This window comes from Streptomyces sp. NPDC003036 (genome assembly GCF_040611175.1).
Lineage (GTDB): Bacteria > Actinomycetota > Actinomycetes > Streptomycetales > Streptomycetaceae > Streptomyces.
Genome location: NZ_JBEXNO010000015.1, coordinates 80,890 through 99,949, shown reverse-complemented (window position 1 = coordinate 99,949; position 19,060 = coordinate 80,890). Strand labels below are relative to the sequence as shown.

General features: G+C 72.3%; 13 protein-coding genes. 6 read left to right on the top strand and 7 right to left on the bottom strand.

Annotation, left to right across the window (positions count from 1 at the left end; translation table 11 throughout):
* Nucleotides 1–24 precede the first annotated feature (24 nt).
* Together ABZX67_RS13755 and ABZX67_RS13750 are read left to right on the top strand one after the other, a co-directional pair.
* Entirely contained in the window at nucleotides 25–3,888 is a 3,864-nt protein-coding gene (locus ABZX67_RS13755) for a hypothetical protein (protein WP_355358725.1), read from the top strand.
* Between the two features lie 8 nt (nucleotides 3,889–3,896).
* Nucleotides 3,897–4,115, top strand: a complete 219-nt coding sequence (locus ABZX67_RS13750) for a hypothetical protein (RefSeq protein WP_355358722.1) — start codon at nucleotides 3,897–3,899, stop codon at nucleotides 4,113–4,115.
* A gap of 90 nt (nucleotides 4,116–4,205) precedes the next feature.
* Here the strand turns inward: ABZX67_RS13750 and pyk are convergent, their stop codons facing one another.
* The 3 genes from pyk to pta all read right to left on the bottom strand — a co-directional run bounded on the left by pyk (nucleotide 4,206) and on the right by pta (nucleotide 9,030).
* Complete coding sequence (gene pyk / locus ABZX67_RS13745; RefSeq protein WP_355358719.1) at nucleotides 4,206–5,636, bottom strand: pyruvate kinase; 1,431 nt, start codon at nucleotides 5,634–5,636, stop codon at nucleotides 4,206–4,208.
* A gap of 74 nt (nucleotides 5,637–5,710) precedes the next feature.
* A complete protein-coding gene (locus ABZX67_RS13740) occupies nucleotides 5,711–6,949 on the bottom strand; it encodes an acetate kinase (RefSeq protein WP_355358716.1) in 1,239 nt (412 codons plus the stop codon).
* Nucleotides 6,946–9,030 carry a phosphate acetyltransferase gene (pta, locus tag ABZX67_RS13735; protein WP_355358713.1) on the bottom strand — a complete coding sequence of 695 codons (2,085 nt, stop codon included), beginning with the start codon at nucleotides 9,028–9,030 and terminating at the stop codon, nucleotides 6,946–6,948. The genes ABZX67_RS13740 and pta overlap by 4 nt, the downstream gene beginning before the upstream one ends.
* A gap of 215 nt (nucleotides 9,031–9,245) precedes the next feature.
* Between pta and ABZX67_RS13730 the strand changes: the two genes are divergently transcribed.
* Complete coding sequence (locus ABZX67_RS13730; protein ID WP_355358710.1) at nucleotides 9,246–10,271, top strand: ATP-dependent 6-phosphofructokinase; 1,026 nt, start codon at nucleotides 9,246–9,248, stop codon at nucleotides 10,269–10,271.
* 207 nt (nucleotides 10,272–10,478) lie between these two features.
* Complete coding sequence (locus ABZX67_RS13725) at nucleotides 10,479–11,483, top strand: helix-turn-helix domain-containing protein (protein WP_355358707.1); 1,005 nt, start codon at nucleotides 10,479–10,481, stop codon at nucleotides 11,481–11,483.
* 40 nt (nucleotides 11,484–11,523) lie between these two features.
* Here ABZX67_RS13725 and ABZX67_RS13720 read toward each other — a convergent pair whose 3' ends face one another.
* From ABZX67_RS13720 to ABZX67_RS13710, 3 genes are all read right to left on the bottom strand, one after another.
* Nucleotides 11,524–12,141 (bottom strand): XRE family transcriptional regulator, encoded by a 618-nt coding sequence (locus ABZX67_RS13720; protein ID WP_355358871.1) that lies wholly within the window; start codon nucleotides 12,139–12,141, stop codon nucleotides 11,524–11,526.
* Between the two features lie 212 nt (nucleotides 12,142–12,353).
* Complete coding sequence (locus ABZX67_RS13715; RefSeq protein WP_355358704.1) at nucleotides 12,354–13,055, bottom strand: response regulator; 702 nt, start codon at nucleotides 13,053–13,055, stop codon at nucleotides 12,354–12,356.
* On the bottom strand, nucleotides 13,052–14,653 hold the full coding sequence (locus tag ABZX67_RS13710; RefSeq protein WP_355358701.1) for an ATP-binding protein: 1,602 nt from the start codon (nucleotides 14,651–14,653) through the stop codon (nucleotides 13,052–13,054). Before ABZX67_RS13710 ends, ABZX67_RS13715 begins: the two co-directional genes overlap by 4 nt.
* 171 nt (nucleotides 14,654–14,824) lie before the next feature.
* On the opposite strand from ABZX67_RS13710, the gene ABZX67_RS13705 reads away from it, so the two are divergent.
* Together ABZX67_RS13705 and ABZX67_RS13700 are read left to right on the top strand one after the other, a co-directional pair.
* Nucleotides 14,825–16,180: a cation:dicarboxylase symporter family transporter gene (locus tag ABZX67_RS13705; protein WP_355358698.1), complete on the top strand. Its 1,356-nt coding sequence runs from the start codon at nucleotides 14,825–14,827 to the stop codon at nucleotides 16,178–16,180.
* 141 nt (nucleotides 16,181–16,321) lie between these two features.
* The gene (locus tag ABZX67_RS13700) at nucleotides 16,322–17,506 is read left to right on the top strand and encodes a YncE family protein (protein ID WP_355358695.1); all 1,185 of its coding nucleotides are present in this window, start codon (nucleotides 16,322–16,324) and stop codon (nucleotides 17,504–17,506) included.
* 9 nt (nucleotides 17,507–17,515) lie between these two features.
* Here the strand turns inward: ABZX67_RS13700 and ABZX67_RS13695 are convergent, their stop codons facing one another.
* Nucleotides 17,516–18,976 (bottom strand): hypothetical protein, encoded by a 1,461-nt coding sequence (locus tag ABZX67_RS13695; protein WP_355358692.1) that lies wholly within the window; start codon nucleotides 18,974–18,976, stop codon nucleotides 17,516–17,518.
* Nucleotides 18,977–19,060: the final 84 nt, after the last annotated feature.

Below are 19,060 nucleotides of genomic sequence, written 5' to 3'. Positions count from 1 at the left end.
CCCCGAACTTCGATGGGTAGTCGCATGTACACGCGTACGGACGCCCCACCTCCACCTCGCCGTGCCGCCACGGGCGGCCGGTGGACCCGCCTGTTCTCCCTCACCGCCCTCGCGACGGCGCTGGCCGTCGCCGTCACGGGCAACCAGCTCCCGCCGGTGCAGCAGCACCAGATGGAAACCGTCGCGGAAGCCGAGCCGACCGGTTACGACCTCGACGCCGCGGCCACCATGCGCGCCGAGCAGTGCCTCCTCAACCTGATGCTCCGCAAAGGCGGGCAGGAGCTGAAGGCCGTGGCCCGTACCGGGCTGAACGGCACCGAGGCCGAGCTGCACACCGCCGCCGAATCGGAGTACTGGTACGACGGCCAGGCGCCGCTCGCCCTCGCCTTCGCCAAGGACAAGGCCTGGGCGGACGCCAAGGGCGACGAGCTGTGGAGCCGTGACGCCGTCTGGGAGCAGTCCCTCGCCGTCCCGGCCCAGACCACGCCGCCGGGTTACACGGTGACGGGCTTCGAATGGGTCGAGTCCGAGGACAACCCCTTCAACACCACCGGCCTCCTGACCTGGCTCAACGGCCAGTACTGGAAGTCCGAGTACGACCTCTACCACGAGGACCAGACCCCGTTGGCGAGCAAGGAGTCCGCGGACGCGGTGAACGCGATCGCCGCCGCCCGGTACTCGCCCGACCGGTACGAGGACTACGAGGCCCGGCAGGCCTTCGAGCGCCTGACGTGGATGCACCCGATGTACGCGGACGACGCGCGCGTCTTCCTCCAGCACGGTGGCTTCCCGACCAGCGCGCCGGAGCCCGGCACCATGGAGTTCCGACTCGACGTCGAGGCGCTGAAGTCGCGCTTCGCCTCCTGCGCCACGGAGAACCCGCCCGACCCGCACGGCGTCCTGGGCGCCGAGGTCACCACCGCGTCCATCGAATGGCAGGACGAACTGGCGGGCCAGCGGTCGCAGCGCGATGTGATCATGCAGGCCGAGGCGAAGGCGTCGCGCCATCTGACCGTGGCCACCCAGGCCATGGGTGAGGCGCTCGGCCAGTCGATCATCGCCAGCCGCCTCACGGACTGGCAGGCGTACTGGCTCAAGCAGTCGCCGGACAGCACGATGTTCTACCCGACCGCCGCCGAGTTCGCGAAGGTCCGGGACGACATCGCGCACGCCCGGGGCCGGGCCCAGGGCCGGGTCTACGTCGCCTCGAAGGCCGCGCTGGCCGCGCAGACCGAGGCGGCCAAGGCCGAGACGGCGAAGCAGCAGGCGTACGCGATCGCCGACGCGGCCGGCCAGCCGCGCGGCCGCGGGCTGCTGTACGGGCAGCAGGCCGTCCAGGTGGCCAAGGCGTCCGCCGCGGCGGCCCAGGCCGTGTCCAAGGCGACCGAGACGGCGTCGAACGCCACCCGCGCCTCGGCGGCCGACAGCAAGACGCTGATGGCGCTCGCCGAGACGCAGGCGCACGCCTCGAAGGCGGAGTTCCGCCGCAAGGCCGCCGAGGAGGCCGCCGCACAGGCGAAGGCCGCCGCCGAGGGCGCGGCCGCGCAGGCCGTGAAGGCCGCCGAGAACGCGGCCAAGGCGAAGGCGGCCGAGACCAGGGCCAAGGCGGCCGAGGCGGAGGCCAAGACCGCCGCCGACGACGCGGCGGCCAAGCGGAAGGTGGCCGAGACCGAAGCCGCCTACGCCAAGTCGCAGAAGGAGCTCGCGGAGGCGGAGCGGGCCAAGGCCGCGACGGCCGAGGCGACGGCTCAGTCGCAGCGCAAGGTGGCCGCTGACGAGCTGGCCGCGGCCCAGACCGCCGGAGCCACCGCCGCGTCCCGGAAGGACGAGGCGGTCAAGGCGGAGAGCGACGCCGTCAAGGCCCGCGACCGGGCGCTGACGGCCGAGAAGGACCGCGACGCGCTCAACGCCCGGGCCGCCGCGCTCGAGGCCAAGGCCGCCGCCGACGAGGGCACTTCGGCGGCGGAGGCCTCCCGGGCCGCCGCGACCGAGGCCCGCACCGCCGCGAACAACGCCACGGCCGCCGCCACTTCGGCCCGTACGGCCGCCAATGAGGCGACCACGGCGGCGTCCAACGCCCGCGCGGCGGCGACCCGCGCCGACGCGGCGGCCAAGCGGGCGCAGTCCGCGGCCGACGACGCGAAGGCCGACGTGGCGATCACCGAGGCCGCCGTGAAGAAGGCGCACGCGGCAGCCGCGGACGCCATCGACGCGGCGTGGGCGGCCAAGTGGAACGCCACCACCGCGAAGGCGCTGGCCGAGTCGGCGCGGCAGAACGCCGTGAAGGCCAAGGCGGACGCGGCGGTGGCCCGTACCGAGGCCGCCGCGGCCGGTGTCGACGCGGTCCGCACCGCCGGGTTCGCGTACGCCACGGCGCAGGCGGCCACGGCCGCGCGTGACTCGGCGGCGCAGGTCATCCAGCCGGCCAACGACGCCATCGAGCTGGGCTCCCCGTACAAGGAGACCGACTCCTCGGCCGGTCTGGCCGTACTGACCGGCCAGGCCGCGAAGACGCTGGCGGAGCAGCAGGCGGCCGTGGCGAAGGCCAAGTCGGAGCAGGCGGCGAAGGCCGCGGCCGAGGCGCAGGCGCTGGCGGCACGGGCGAGTGCGGACGCCAAGGCGGCGGCGGAGGCCGCGGCTCTGGCGGCGGGGTACGCGGCGCAGGCGGCGGCGTCCTCGGCGCAGGCCCAGGCGTCGGCCAACGCGGCCGATGCCTCGGCGAAGGCGGCGCAGAAGGCCGAGGCGAACACCGTCGAGTACGACCGGCGGGCGAAGGAGGACGCCGCGGCCGCGCAGAACGCGGCCGACGCGGCCGGGACCCACGCCTCGGAGGCGGACGCGGCGGCGACGGAGGCCGAGCGGGACGCGGCCTCGGCCCGTGACGCGGCGACCGCCGCCGAAGGCGACGCGACCACCGCGCGCACCGTCGCCGACCAGGCCGAGCGGGACGCGACGACGGCCGAGGCGGCCGCCACGCACGCCCAGGAGGCGGCGACCGACGCGCAGGCGGCGGCCAGCCGCACGGAGGAGGACAAGGCCGACGCACGGCAGGTCGAGCAGGCGAGCACCACCGGGATGGCAGGCGCCGCCGAAGTGATCGGCGTGCCGTACGGGGTGTCCACCACGGCCTCTTCGGACGGATTCTGCACCGGCACCAACGGCTGCGACTACACGGTCGACTACCACGTCACGGGCACGATGCTGTACTTCGTCGTCCTGTGCACCTTCCCGGACGTGCCGCTCGCGGAGTGCGTCGGCGACCTGGAGGTCCAGTACGTCGACTCCGCACCGATCGACATCCGCGAGGAGCGCAAGGTCCACGTCGACGGGTTCGAGCTGACCACGTCGGTGCTCCAGGGGTTCGCCCGGGGCCTGACCCAGGACTTCGTGGACTGCTGGAACGGCAAGGTCACCGGCTGTCTCTGGGCGGCGGCCATCGTCGCCCCGGCGGTCATCGGGGTGGCGGCCAAGCTGGTCAAGTCCATCCGGGGTGCCGCCGTGGCGGGCACGGGCATGACGGAGGCCGTGGCGGCCGCCCGGGACGCCGGCATGACGGCCGAGGCGACGGCGGGCGCGACCCGTGCGGCCACGACGGCCGCCGCGGTGGCGGAGGAGCTGCAAGCCGTGAACGCGGTGGCGCGCGCGCACGGCTACGCCAACGCCGCGGGCCTGGGCAGGGGTGTCCTGTGGGCGAACAAGCTGGAGAATCTGAAGTACGCGAACTTCGGCCACATCGCCAAGCTCAAGCAGGCCAGGTTCACGAAGGCCGAGATCGAGACCGTGTTCAAGTACTACGACAAGGTGCGCCGGGTGACCCCGCAGAACCCGAGCGCCGGCCCCCGGGCCGACCTGATGGAGTACATCCTCAAGAACTGGGATGCCGTATGAAGTTCCGCGTGGCCGCAGTAGACGCGCCCCTCACCGTCCAGTTCGAACCGTCGGGGATGGAGTACGAGCTGTCCCCCGGTGAGCACATGGACGTGGAGTGGCCGCCGGTCGCCCCCGGCGAGATCGCGGGCGACATCGAGTACGGGCCCGGCACGGTGACCATCGTGGAGCGCGGCCGCGGTTTCAGCCGCGCCTGGAACGCCGCCGGAGTGGAGGTCACCACCTGACGGGAGCGGAGAGCAACGGATGAGGGCGCTGCCCCGGTTCCGCAGGGAACCGGGGCAGCGCCCTCATCCTTCGTCGTGGGAGCCGGACCCTCAGTCCCGCCGCTCCCCGCCCAGGTGGTGTACCCGCACCATGTTCGTCGTGCCGGGGACGCCGGGGGGCGAGCCCGCCGTGATGACCATGGTGTCGCCCGCGTTGAAGCGCTGGAGCTTGGACAGCTCCGCGTCGACCAGGTCGACCATCGCGTCGGTGTTGTCGACGTGGGGGACCACGAAGGACTCGACGCCCCAGCTCAGGGCGAGCTGGTTGCGGGTCGAGGTCTCCGTCGTGAAGGCCATGATCGGCTGGGAGGCGCGGTAGCGGGAGAGGCGGCGGGCCGTGTCGCCGGACTTGGTGAAGGCGACCAGGGCCTTGCCGTCGAGGAAGTCGGCGATCTCGGCGGCCGCGCGGGCGACCGAGCCGCCCTGGGTGCGGGGCTTCTTGCCGGGGACCAGGGGCTGGAGGCCCTTGGCGAGGAGCTCCTCCTCCGCCGCGGTGACGATCTTCGACATCGTCTTGACCGTCTCGATGGGGTACGCGCCCACCGAGGACTCCGCCGACAGCATGACGGCGTCGGCGCCGTCCAGGATCGCGTTGGCGACGTCGGACGCCTCGGCGCGCGTCGGGCGGGAGTTGGTGATCATCGACTCCATCATCTGGGTCGCGACGATCACCGGCTTGGCGTTGCGGCGGCACATCTCGATGAGGCGCTTCTGCACCATCGGCACCCGCTCCAGCGGGTACTCGACGGCCAGGTCGCCGCGCGCGACCATCACGCCGTCGAACGCCATCACGACGTCCTGCATGTTCTCGACGGCCTGCGGCTTCTCCACCTTGGCGATGACCGGGACCCGGCGGCCCACCTCGTCCATCACCTTGTGGACGTCCTTGACGTCGTTGGCGTCGCGCACGAAGGACAGGGCGACCAGGTCGCAGCCCATCCGCAGCGCGAAGCGCAGGTCGTCGACGTCCTTCTCGGAGAGGGCCGGGACGTTCACGGCGGCGCCCGGCAGGTTGATGCCCTTGTGGTCGGAGATGACGCCGCCCTCGACGACGATCGTCCGGACGCGGGTGCCGTCGACCTCGGTGACGCGCAGCTCGACGTTGCCGTCGTTGATCAGGATCTGGTCGCCCTTGGAGACGTCGCCGGGCAGGCCCTTGTACGTGGTGCCGCAGATGGACTTGTCACCGGGGACGTCCTCGGTGGTGATGGTGAACTCGTCGCCGCGGACCAGCTCGACCGGCCCCTCGGCGAACGTTTCCAGACGGATCTTGGGGCCCTGGAGGTCGGCGAGCACGCCCACGGCGCGGCCGGTGTCCTCGGCGGCCTGGCGGACGCGGTGGTACCGCTCCTCGTGCTCAGCGTGGGATCCGTGGCTCATGTTGAAGCGGGCCACGTTCATACCGGCCTCGATGAGCGCTTTCAGCTGCTCATACGAGTCGACGGCGGGGCCCAGTGTGCAGACGATTTTGGAACGGCGCATAAGGCGGATCCTATCGGTTTGTTTCACTGCGGAATATTCCGTCTGGTGGAATGTACAAATGGGCGCGAGGGCGCTCAGTCGTGGACCGCGGAGTTGACCAGCGAGTAGGTTTGCCGTGCGATTTCGAGCTCCTCGTCCGTCGGGACCACCGCCACCGCGACCCGCGCGTACTCCGGCGAGATCAGCCGCGGCTCGCCGGACCGTACGGCGTTGAGACCGGCGTCCACCGCCAGGCCCAGCTCCTCCAGACCGGCGACGGCGGCCTCCCGCACCGGGGCCGCGTTCTCGCCGACACCCGCCGTGAACGCCACCGCGTCCACCCGGCCCAGCACCGCGTAATAGGCGCCGATGTACTTCTTCAGCCGGTGGATGTAAATGTCGAAGGCCAGCTGCGCCCGCTGATCACCCTCGTCGATCCGGCGGCGGATCTCCCGCATGTCATTGTCACCGCAAAGCCCCACCAAACCGCTCTTCTTGTTCAATAGCACATCGATCTCGTCGGTCGACATTCCGGCGACCCGCTCGAGGTGGAACACCACCGCCGGGTCGATGTCACCGGAGCGCGTACCCATGACGAGCCCCTCCAAGGGGGTCAGCCCCATCGAGGTGTCCACGCACCGGCCGCCCGCCACCGCCGACGCCGAGGCGCCGTTGCCCAGGTGCAGCACGATGACGTTCACCTCGGCCGGGTCCTTGCCCAGCAGCTGTGCCACCTTGCGGGAGACGTACGCGTGCGACGTGCCGTGGAAGCCGTAGCGGCGGATGCGGTGCGCGTCCGCGGTCTCGGCGTCGATCGCGTACCGCGCCGCGTACTCCGGCATCGTCGTGTGGAACGCCGTGTCGAAGACCGCGACCTGCGGCAGGTCCGGTCGCAGCGCCTGAGCGGTGCGGATGCCCGTGATGTTCGCCGGGTTGTGCAGCGGCGCCACCGGGACGAGCCGCTCGACCTCGGCGAGCACCTCGTCCGTGATGACGGTGGGCGCGGAGAACTTCAGACCGCCGTGCACCACGCGGTGGCCGATCGCCGCCAGCTCGGGCGAGTCCAGGCCCAGCCCGTCCGCCGCCAGCTCCTCCGCGACCGCCTTCAGCGCCGCCTCGTGGTCCGCGATCGGAGCCGTACGCTCCCGCTGCTCGCCGCCGTCCGTCAGCGGCGTGTGCACCAGGCGGGACGTTTCCTCACCGATCCGCTCGACCAGCCCGACGGCCATGCGGGCGCCGTCGTGCATGTCGAGCAGCTGGTACTTCACCGACGACGAGCCGGAGTTGAGGACGAGGACACGGGTGGCGTGGGATGCGGGGTTCTGGTTGCTCACGACTGCGTCGCCTTCTGCTGGGACTGGATCGCGGTGATCGCGACCGTGTTCACGATGTCGCTGACGAGCGCGCCGCGCGACAGGTCGTTCACCGGCTTGCGCAGGCCCTGCAGCACCGGACCGACGGCCACGGCGCCGGCCGAGCGCTGCACGGCCTTGTACGTGTTGTTCCCCGTGTTCAGGTCCGGGAAGATCAGCACCGTCGCCTGGCCCGCCACCTCCGAGCCCGGCAGCTTCGTCGCGGCGACCGACGGCTCGACGGCCGCGTCGTACTGGATCGGGCCCTCGATCTTCAGCTCCGGGTGCCGCTCGCGGACCAGCTTCGTCGCCTCGCGCACCTTGTCGACGTCCGCGCCCGAGCCGGAGGTGCCCGTCGAGTACGACAGCATCGCGATGCGCGGCTCGACGCCGAAGCGGGCGGCCGTCGCCGCCGACTGCACGGCGATGTCGGCGAGCTGCTCGGCGTCCGGGTCCGGGTTGACCGCGCAGTCGCCGTACACCAGCACCTTGTCGGCGAGGCACATGAAGAAGACGGAGGAGACGATCGAGGCCTCCGGCTTCGTCTTGATGATCTCGAAGGCGGGCCGGATGGTAGCGGCCGTGGAGTGCACCGAGCCCGACACCATGCCGTCCGCCAGCCCCTCCTGCACCATCAGCGTGCCGAAGTAGTTGACGTCCGACACCACGTCGTACGCCAGCTCCACGCTCACACCCTTGTGCGCGCGCAGCGCCGCGTACCGCTCGGCGAAGCGCTGGCGCAGCTCGGAGGTGGCCGGGTCGATCAGCTGCGTGTCGGCACCGAGGTCGACGCCCAGGTCGGCGGCCTTCTTGCGGATCACCTCGACGTCGCCGAGCAGCGTCAGGGCGCACACGTCACGGCGTACGAGCACGTCGGCGGCGCGCAGCACCCGCTCCTCCGTGCCCTCGGGCAGGACCACGCGGCGGCGGTCGGCGCGCGCCTGCTCCAGCAGGTCGTGCTCGAACATCATCGGCGTCACCCGGCCGGTGCGCGCCACCGAGAGCCGCTTCAGCAGGTCGGCGGTGTCGACGTGCCGCTCGAACAGGCCGAGCGCGGTCTCCGCCTTGCGCGGGGTCGCGGCGTTCAGCTTGCCCTCCAGCGAGAACAGCTCGGCGGCGGTCGGGAAGCTGTTGCCGCTCACCGACAGCACCGGCGTGCCGGGCGCGAGCCGCGCCGCCAGGTTGAGGACCTCCCGGCTGGGCCGCTCGTTCAGGGTGAGCAGCACGCCCGCGATGGGCGGGTTGCCGGCCGAGTGCGCGGCCAGCGCGCCCACGACCAGGTCGGCGCGGTCGCCGGGGGTGACGACCAGGCAGCCGGGGGTCAGGGCGTTGAGGAAGTTCGGCAGCATCGCGCCGCCGAAGACGAAGTCCAGCGCGTCGCGCGCGAGCCCCGAGTCGTCGCCCAGCACGACCTCGGCGCCGAGGTGGTGCCGGATCTGCGCGACCGTCGGCGCGGAGAGCGCCGGCATGTCCGGCAGGACGTACACGGGCACCGGCAGGCGCGCGGCGAGGCGTTCGGCGAGGGCGTCGCGGTCCTCGGCGGCCACGCGGTTGGCGACCATCGCGAGGATGTCGCAGCCGAGGCTGTCGTACGCCCGGAAGGCGTTGCGCGTCTCGGCGCGCACGGAGTCGGCGTCCTGGCCCTTGCCGCCGACCACGGGTATGACGGAGGCGCCGAACTCGTTGGCGAGGCGCGCGTTGAGCGCGAGCTCCTCGGGCAGCTGCGTGGCGTGGAAGTCCGTACCGAGGACGAGCACCACCTCGTAGTCGCGCGCCACCGCGTGGAACCGCTCGACGAGCCGGGAGACCAGCTCGTCGGTGCCCTTCTCGGCCTGGAGCGCGGACGCCTCGTGGTAGTCCATGCCGTACACCGTGGCGGGATCCTGGGAGAGCCGGTAGCGGACCCGCAGCAGGTCGAAGAGGCGGTCGGGACCGTCGTGCACCAGTGGCCGGAACACCCCCACCCGGTCCACTTGGCGGGTCAGGAGCTCCATGACTCCCAGCTCGACGACCTGGCGGCCGTCCCCCCGGTCGATCCCCGTCACGTACACGCTGCGCGCCACGCAAGCTCTCCTGTCAGGCCGGTGCGGATAAAAAATCTCTGTTCGGGTGCCCGATACCCTCTTGACAATACCTCTGCGGCTGGGTAGGGCGCCCGCCCGGCGGCAGGTCCGGCGCCCGGCCCGGAGGGACGGCGCGGAGAACACGCCGGGTGGCCCTGCCGTGGGACAATTCGGTAAGGCTCACACGTACCACGACGAGCAGGAGACACAGCACGATGCGCATCGGAGTCCTCACCGCAGGCGGCGACTGCCCCGGGCTGAACGCAGTGATCCGGTCGGTCGTGCACCGGGCGCTCACAGGCCACGGCGACGAGGTCATCGGCTTCGAGGACGGCTTCAAGGGTCTCCTCGACGGCCACTACCGGCCCCTCGACCTCAACGCGGTGAGCGGCATCCTCGCCCGCGGCGGTACGATCCTCGGCTCCGCCCGGCTGGAGCGGGACCGCCTGCGCGAAGCCGCCGAGAACTGCGACGAGCTGCGCAAGCGCTACGGCATCGACGTCCTCATCCCCATCGGCGGCGAGGGCACCCTGACCGCGGCGCGCATGCTGTCCGAGGCGGGCATGCCGGTCGTCGGCGTACCGAAGACCATCGACAACGACATCTCCTCCACCGACCGCACCTTCGGCTTCGACACGGCCGTGATGGTCGCGACCGAGGCCATAGACCGTCTCAAGACCACCGCCGAGTCCCACCAGCGCGTGATGGTCGTCGAGGTGATGGGGCGGCACGCCGGCTGGATCGCGCTGGAGTCCGGCATGGCGGGCGGCGCGCACGGCATCTGCCTGCCGGAGCGGCCGTTCGAGATCGACGACCTGGTGAAGATGGTCGAGGAGCGCTTCTCGCGCGGCAAGAAGTTCGCCGTCATCTGCGTCGCCGAGGGCGCGCACCCGGCCGAGGGCTCGATGGAGTACGAGAAGGGCGCCATCGACCAGTACGGCCACGAGCGCTTCCAGGGCATCGGCAACCGGCTCGCGAAGGAGCTGGAGCGGCGCCTCGGCAAGGAGGCCCGCCCGGTCATCCTGGGCCACGTCCAGCGTGGCGGCACCCCGACCGCGTACGACCGCGTCCTCGCGACCCGGTTCGGCTGGCACGCGGTGGAGGCGGCGCACCGCAAGGAGTTCGGCCGGATGACGGCCCTGCGCGGCACGGAGATCCACATGGTGCCGCTGGCGGAGGCGGTCACGCAGCTGAAGACGGTGCCGGCGAACCGGATGTACGAGGCGGAGTCGGTCTTCTGACCCGCCCTGACCCGCCCTGACCCGTCCTGCCCCGTACTGTCGCGTGCTGAGCGTGCGGCCCCGGTCGGCTCCCCCGCGGACGACCGGGGCCGCGGCCTTTCCGTCTTCTCCTCCTCCGGAATTGCCTCGTTCCACTCTTGAGCCGGCCCGCCGGATCAACAAGGCTTACGCCTGTCCGGGACATGTCCCAAAAGGGGGAGGGCCGAGGTGACCGACGGGGAGAGAGCAGCTCCCGACCCCAGGGAGGCCCGCGACCCGGTCGCGTTCATCGCGCTGTTGCAGGACCTCAAGGACTGGTCCGGACTGACCTACCGGGAGCTGTCGGCGCGCGCCGAGGCGCTCGGGGAGGTGCTGCCCCGCTCGACGGTCGCGAACATGCTGGCCCGTACGACGGTGCCCAGGGAGGAGCTCCTGTCGGCCTTCGTCCGGGCGTGCGGGGTGGGCCCGGAGGCGCTGGAGTCCTGGCTTTCGGTCCGCAAGGAGCTCGCGGTACGCGCCCGGGGGAGCGGCGGCGAGAGCGAGGACACCGCCCGCGAGCCGTGGTTCGAGCTCCCGCCCGAGCCGGAGCCGGAGCCCGAGCCGGAGGGCTGGCAGCCCGAGGGGCCGGGGACCGAGGGGCGCGGCGACGCGTGGCGGGCGTGGTTCGTGCCGCTCGTCGCGGTGCTGGCGCTCGTGGTGGCGGCGACGACCGTCGTCGCGTTCCTGCTGGGCGGCGAGGACGAGCACAGACGGGAGGACGCCGCGGCCCCCGCCCCCGGCCCCGTCCTCATACGGGCGGTGCACTCCGGGCTCTGCCTGAACGAACGGCCCGGTCAGCAGAGCGGACAGGTCTACCAGGTGCCGTGCGCGGAGGCGACCGTGCCCCGCTACTCGCTCGTCCGGCTCGACGGAGGACTGTGGCGCATCCGGTCCGACCACCCCGACTTCGGGCCCGGCTGTTCGGGCATCCCCGTCGAGGCGGTGGAACAGGACGGCGCGCCCCTGATCGACCAGGAGTGCGGCAAACGGGGCCCGCGCGAGGCCTTCCGGATCGAGGAGTTCGGGGGCGGTGACGGTGCGGTGGCGGGCTACCGCATCCGGTCCGCGCACGCGGACCTGTGCCTGCGCGTCCGGGACGCCTCGCGCGAGCCGTGGACGGACGTGATCCAGGAGGCGTGCCGGGAGGACGGCGAGGGTCAGCTGTTCAGCCTGGACCCCGCCGACGCGACGTGAGACTGGACCCCGCCGACGTGAGGCGTGAGGCGTGACGTGATCAGTACTGGACCAGCGCCCAGAAGTGCTCGTCGATCCGCTCCAGGTACTCCTTGCCGGCCAGGCCGTCGCTGCTGTCGGTGAGGTCCACGCCCCAGCTGTTGGTGGACACCATCCGCGCCTGGTAGTCGGCGTGCAGCTGCTGGAGCACCTGCTCCAGGCGGCCGCGGTCGAGGGGCAGCAGCTTCGCGAGCGGCCGGACGTACGCCTGCCAGCGCGTGGTGGCGGCGCTGCGCAGCAGGTCCGCGAGCTGCTCGTGGCGGCCCGTGACGGTCAGCAGCTCGCGCGGCCCGAGGGCCAGCGCGGTGGCGAGCGCCGCGGTCTGCCGTTCGTTGCCGCGCCAGCGGCCGGACTCCTCCATGCGGAGGTACGCCTTGACGTCGAGCCCGATCCGGCGGGCGAGGTCCTCGGGCGCCATGGCCCGCGCGATGCGGTGCTCGCGCAGGGTCGTCGCGGCGGCCAGCAGTTCGCCCGGCGAACACCACAGGACACCGGCGAGCGCGGTGAGCTCCTGCGAGGTGGGCGCGGCGACGCCGCGTTCCCAGGCCATCACCGTCTCGGGCGGAACGGCGAGTCCGTATTGCGCGCGCAGGCCGTAGGCGACATGGGCGGGCCCCATGCCGAGCGCCTCGCGCAGACGGCGCGCGGCGAGCGCGTTGAACGGGGGTGTGGGTGGGGAGGGGTGCACGCGGCACACGGTAGGTGCGGAGGGTCACGCCTGGCTACGGTGCGTTCACCCAAAGGCCAAAAGTCGTAGGAACGTCCAGTTAAACCCCTACCTGGCGGTATACCTGTCGGTAACGTACGGCCTTCACCACTGCTTCACCGCCTTCACCGCAGCGCCGTGATCCACCGGTACTGCAGCTCGGGCCGCCCCACCTGCCCGTACTGCGGGCTGCGCTCCGCCCGGCCCGCCTCCACCAGGTGTTCCAGGTACCGTCGCGCCGTGATCCGCGAGATGCCGACCGCCGCGCCGGCCTCGGCGGCGGTCAGGCCGCCGGCCGCCTCCCGCAACGTGCGGGTCACGGCCGCCAGCGTCGGCGCGCTCAGCCCCTTCGGCAGCGCGGCCGGCCGGGGCGTCCGCAGCACCGCGAGCGCCCGGTCCACCTCCTCCTGACCCGCCGCCTCGCCCGCGGCCGCGCGGAACTCGGCGTACCGGACGAGCCGGTCCCGCAGCGTGGCGAAGGTGAACGGCTTCAGGACGTACTGGACGACGCCGAGCGACACCCCCTCGCGGACGATCGCCAGATCGCGCGCCGAGGTGACGGCGATGACGTCCGCGTGGTGACCGGCCGCGCGCAGCGAACGCAGCAGGTGCAGACCGTGCCCGTCCGGCAGGTACAGGTCGAGCAGGATCAGGTCGACGGCCGTGCGCTCCAGCAGCCGCCCGGCGGCGCCGCGCGTGTGCGCGACCCCGACGACCTCGAAGCCGGGCACCCGGCCCACGTACAGCGCGTGGGCGTCGGCGGCGACCGGGTCGTCCTCCACCACGAGCACGCGGATGCTCGTGCTCGTACCCGTGCTCATGCTCATGACGGCACCTCCGCGGAGCGCAGCGGCAGCCGTACGGTGAACTCGGCGCCCGCGTCCGGCCCGAGCCCCAGCTCGACGGCGCCCCGCCCCCGGTGCGCCGCCTGCCGTACGAGCGCGAGGCCGAGGCCCCGGCCCGGGCCGCGGGTGGACCAGCCGCGTTCGAAGACGGCGTCGTGGTCGTCGGCGCTGATGCCGGGCCCGCTGTCGGCCACGCGCAGCAGCACTTCCCTCGCGTCGGCGCGTGCGGTGACCGTGACGCGCGCGAGCGGGCTGCCCTGCGCGGCCTCCAGGGCGTTGTCGATGAGGTTGCCCAGGATGGTGACCAGGTCCCGGGAGGGCAGGCTCGGCGGCAGGACGCCGTCGTCGATGCGGCTGTCCTCGGTCAGGACCAGCTCGACGCCCCGCTCGTTGGCCTGCGCCGCCTTGCCCAGCAGCAGCGCCGCGAGGACCGGCTCGGCGACCGCGTCCACGACCCGGTCCGTCAGCGCCTGCGCCAGCTCCAGCTCGGCCGTCGCGAACTCCACCGCCTCCTCGGCCCGCCCGAGCTCGATGAGCGAGACGACGGTGTGCAGCCGGTTCGCCGCCTCGTGCGCCTGCGAGCGCAGCGCCTGCGTGAACCCGCGCTCCGAGTCCAGCTCGCCGGAGAGCGCCTGGAGCTCGGTGTGGTCCCGCAGCGTCACCACGGTGCCGCGCCGCTCCCCGCCGACGACCGGCCGGGTGGAGACCACCAGCACGCGGTCGGCCGTCAGGTGCAGCTCGTCGACGCGCGGCTCGGCGGCCAGCAGCGCGCCGGTCAAGGAGGGCGGCAGGCCGAGCTCGGCGACGGGGGCGCCCACGGCCTCGGGGCCCAGGTCCAGCAGCTCCCGCGCCCCGTCGTTGATCAGCGCGATGCGCCGCCGCCCGTCGAGCATCACCAGCCCCTCGCGCACCGCGTGCAGCGCGGCCTCGTGGTAGTCGTGCATCCGGCTCAGCTCGGCGGCGTTCATGCCGTGCGTGTGCCGCCGCAGGCGCGCGTTGACCACGTACGTACCGAGCCCGCCGAGCGCCAGCGCCGCGCCCGCCATGCCGAGCAGCGCGGTGACCTGCTTGCTCAGCTGCTCGCTGATCCGGTCGACGGTGATGCCCGCGCTGACGAGGGCGACGACCCGCCCGCCGTCGTACACCGGCGCCACCGTCCGCACGGACCGCCCGAGCGTTCCGCGGTACGTCTCCGAGTACGTCTCGCCCCGCCGCGCCTCCTCGATGTGGCCCAGGTACTTCCCGCCGATCCGGTCCGGCTCGGGGTGCGTCCAGCGGGTGCCGTCCGGCGCCATGATCGTCACGAAGGTGACGCCCGTGCCGCCGGTGAGGGAGGCGGCGTACGGCTGCAGCGCGGCCGTCGGGTCGGCGGAGCGCGCCGCCCCGGCGACGGCGGGGGAGCGGGCGACGGCGGTCGCGGTCGCCGTCGTCTGACGCCGCGCGGTCTCCTCGGCCTGGGCCCGGTCGGTGACGTACGCGAAGAGCGCGCACCCCGCGACGACGGCGGCCATCAGCACGACCTGCATCGCGAAGAGCTGGCCGGCGAGGCTGCGGGGGCGGGGTACGCGGGGTCTGCGCATGGCGGTAAGTGTGCCTGGCGGGAAAACCCGGCCGGAAACGTATGAACGAAAGGTACGCAACGGTGACCGCGGTCACCAGGTGAGAGATGGTCTCCGGGATCTGATCCACCAGGACAGGTCCACAGGGACGGCTCCACCGGGACAGTGGAGCGACTCACCGAGGAGGGACCCGTGGCCGCACGCCGGGACCGTACCCACTATCTGTATCTGGCCGTCATCGGGGCGGTCGTGCTCGGCATCGTCGTGGGCTTCGCCGCCCCCGGGGTGGCCGTCGAGCTCAAGCCGCTCGGCACCGGCTTCGTGAACCTGATCAAGATGATGATCTCGCCGATCATCTTCTGCACGATCGTGCTGGGCGTCGGCTCGGTGCGCAAGGCGGCCAAGGTGGGCGCGGTCGGCGGCCTGGCGCTGGGCTACTTCATGGTCATGTCGACCGTGGCCCTCGCCATCGGCCTGCTCGTCGGCAACCTGCTGGAGCCGGGCGCCGGGCTGCACCTGACGGACGCGGCGCGCCAGGCCGGCGAGAAGCAGGCGGCGGGCGCGAGCGAGTCCACGGTGGACTTCCTGCTCGGCGTGATCCCCAAGACGCTGGTCTCCGCCTTCACGGAGGGCGAGGTCCTCCAGACGCTGCTGGTCGCGCTGCTCGCGGGCTTCGCGCTCCAGGCGATGGGCAGGGCGGGCGAGCCGGTGCTGCGCGGCATCGGGCACATCCAGCGGCTGGTCTTCCGGATCCTCGCCATGATCATGTGGGCGGCTCCGGTGGGCGCCTTCGGCGCGATCGCCGCCGTGGTCGGCGAGACGGGTGTCGACGCCCTGAAGTCGCTCGCCGTCATCATGATCGGCTTCTACCTCACCTGCGCCGTCTTCGTCTTCGTCGTCCTGGGGCTGCTGCTGCGGCTGGTGGCGGGCGTGAACATCCTGGCGCTGCTGAAGTACCTCGGCCGCGAGTTCCTGCTGATCCTGTCGACCTCCTCGTCGGAGTCGGCGCTGCCGCGGCTCATCGCGAAGATGGAGCACCTGGGTGTGAGCAAGCCGGTCGTCGGCATCACCGTGCCGACCGGCTACTCCTTCAACCTGGACGGCACCGCGATCTACCTGACCATGGCGTCGCTCTTCGTCGCGGAGGCGATGGGCAACCCGCTCTCGGTCGGTGAGCAGATCTCGCTCCTCGTCTTCATGATCATCGCCTCGAAGGGCGCGGCGGGCGTGACCGGCGCGGGCCTGGCCACGCTGGCCGGCGGGCTCCAGTCGCACCGCCCCGAGCTGGTCGACGGCGTCGGGCTCATCGTCGGCATCGACCGCTTCATGAGCGAGGCCCGCGCCCTGACGAACTTCGCGGGGAACGCGGTCGCGACGGTGCTGGTCGGCACCTGGACGAAGGAGATCGACAAGGCCCGGGTGGCGGAGGTCCTCGCGGGGCGGGTGCCGTTCGACGAGAAGACGCTGGTGGACGACCACGGGCCGGAGGCGTCCGGGGTGCCGGAGGCGCCGGGGGCCCCGGGGGAGCGCGAGCCGGTCAAGGTCTGAGCGCCGCGCGGGACCGCGCGGGAGGAGTGTCCTGAGGGGCCGACTCCCGCGCGGTTTCACTCTCGTCGGGCTTACCGCCGGTAACGGAAACGTGTCATCGTGGTGCCGAGCAATTTGGCATGCCCATGAAGGGAAGATCCCATGTCACGCCTCCCCGCCCTGCTCGCCCTCACCCTCACGCTGGCCCTCGGCTCCGCGACCACCCCCGCCACGGCGGCCGAACGACCCCTCCGCGACGTCGTCCTCGTCGGCAACAGCGCCGACGGCACGGTCAGCTTCCTCGACTCCCGTACGTACGAGAACCTCGGCTCGCTCGACGTCGTCCCCGACCTCGAAGAGGTCCTGGACGGCATGGGCCCCCTGCGTCGCGCCGCCTACGAGATCGTCAAGCAGCAGGCGGGCGGCGACAAGTTCGTCGACGATGCCCACCTCTCGCCCGACGGCCGCACCCTGTACGTCTCGCGCGGCAACCTCGGCGACGCCGCCGCGTACGACATCGCCTCCGGCCGCCAGCTGTGGCGCACCCACCTCGACGGCCTCAAGGCCGACCACGCCGCCCTCTCGGCGGACGGCTCCACCTTCGTCGTCTCCGCCATCACGGCCGCCAAGGCCCAGACCCTGGACACTGCGACCGGCCGCATCACCGGCGAGTTCCCGACGGGCACGTACCCGCACGAGAACATGTACTCGCCGGACGGCAGCCGCATCTACAACATGTCCATCGGCGTCACCTCCCTGCCCAAGGCCCTCGACGCCCTGAAGGGCGCCAAGCAGGTGACCGTCGCCGACGCCAAGACCCTGAAGGTGCTGCGCACGTACACCTTCGACAAGGGCGTCCGCCCGGCGGTCATCACACCGGACGAGAAGACGATGTACGCCCAACTGTCGTACCTCAACGGCTTCGTCGAGTACGACCTCGTCGCCGGCCGCACCGTCCGCACGGTCCAGATGCCGTTCAGCGCGGCGGGCGCGGCCCTCAAGCCCGACGACTACCCGCAGAACTCCGCCCACCACGGCATGGCGATGAACGGCACCCACGACAAGCTGTGCATGGCCGGCACCATCGACGACTACACCGCCGTCGTCTCCCGCCCGTCCCTCACCACCGACGGCTTCGTCCACTACGAGCCCGGCGCCCTGCCCTACTGGGCGGTGACGGCCCCCGGCGGCACGCACTGCTTCGTCACGCTGTCGAACCGCGACGAGGTCTCCGTGGTCGACTACCGCACGGCCAAGGAGGTCGCCCGCGTGAAGGTCGGCGACTACCCCCAGCGCGAACGCGCGGCCAGGATCGCGGAGGACGCCCTGCCGGGGCTCAGCCGCTAGGCCCGTGACCTACGCCGCGGCGTAGGTCACCGTCCTTCTCGCCGTCGGGCGCGTGACCTCCGACCAAGCCCCCTCCTGCTCGATGCGTTGGCGTACGGCGGACGCGCCGAGCCTGTTCGCCCCGTCCGGGGCGGTGTCGTCCGCTCGCGTCCGGTAGTGGGCCGTGAGCCGGGCGAGAGCCTCCTGGATCCGGCTCGCCGGCTCGTCGATGCAGACGCGTTCCTCGGCGTAGGCGTGGACCAGGACGGGAAGCCGGTACCGGTCCGGCGCCACTTGGCGGACGAGGTGGACGGCGGCGAGGGCGGCCAGTGGCCGCCGTACGGATTCGACCGCCTCGCCGGCCAGGGCGGCGACGGCCTCCGTGTCCATGTCGTGCGACGGGTGTAACGCGAGCAGCCGCAGGAGGCGCCGGGCGTCGTGGGGAAGGCGGGTGTCCGAGGCTGCCAGGGACGACCGTATGCCGCCCTCCATGGCGAGGATCGTGAGTGACTCGCGGTAGTAGTCGGCAAGGGACCAGTTGGGGTGGTCGCGCAGGTGACGGCCGATGATCGTCAGGGCCTGCGGGTGGTTGCCGAGGAGCTCGGCGATCCGGGCTCCGGCCGCGGAGCCGGGGTGGAGGCGTTCCGTCCCCGCGATGTGGCCGAGGAGCTCGGCGGAGTCGGTGGTCCGCAGTGGCGGCACGGCCAGCCGCTCGATCCCGTGCGACCCGCGCAGCGCGGTCCGGCTGGTGATGACCGTACGGCAGGTGGGCGCGGCGGGAAGGAGAGGCAGCACCTGTTCTCCGTCGCTCGCGTCGTCGAGCACCACCAGTGTTCCGGTCCCCGCGAGCGACTGCCGGTAGAGCTGCACGCGGGCATCAAGGTCGTACGGGATCCGTTCGCCGGTCACGCCGAGAAGGCGCAGGAAGCATTCCAGGACCGCGGAGGGGTCGACGGCGGGTTCGTCGGGGGCGGCCCCGCGTAGGCGGGCGAAGAGCACGGGCGTGTCGGGCCCGCTCTCGGCGCGCAGGCGGTGGGCGACCGTGAGGGCGAGCGCGGTCTTGCCCGTACCGGCCATGCCTTCGAGGGCGACCACGGGGGCGGCGTCGTCGGTGCGGAGGAGGGAACGGGCCCGCCTCAGCAGGTCCTCTCTGCCGAGGAGGAGGGGCGGCGGTGCCGGCAGCCTGTCATAGGCGGTGACGCGTGCGGACGCCTCGACCTCGCCCAGGACGGTACGGAGTGCCTGCCGCCATGCGGAGACGGCGGCGGTGCTCCCGTCGACGAGCGCGTGGACGACGGCGAGCAGGAGGTCGGTGTTCGGCCTGCGCCGCCCGAGCTGGAAGCAGTTGCCGACCGTGGACCTGGCAGGCCATTCGTTGCGCGGCCGGCCTGCCTGCCGCCACGCGGCATGGATGCGGCGGGTGATCTCGGTGATCGAGGGGTTGCCGGCCCACGCCTTCAGTATGCGGAGTTCTGCGATGAACTCGTCCATCGTGCGGATTCTGCCCGGATCGAGTACCTGCGGCACGAACATCCTCCCCCAAGGACAGATGACCTGAACACTTCAACTTGGAAC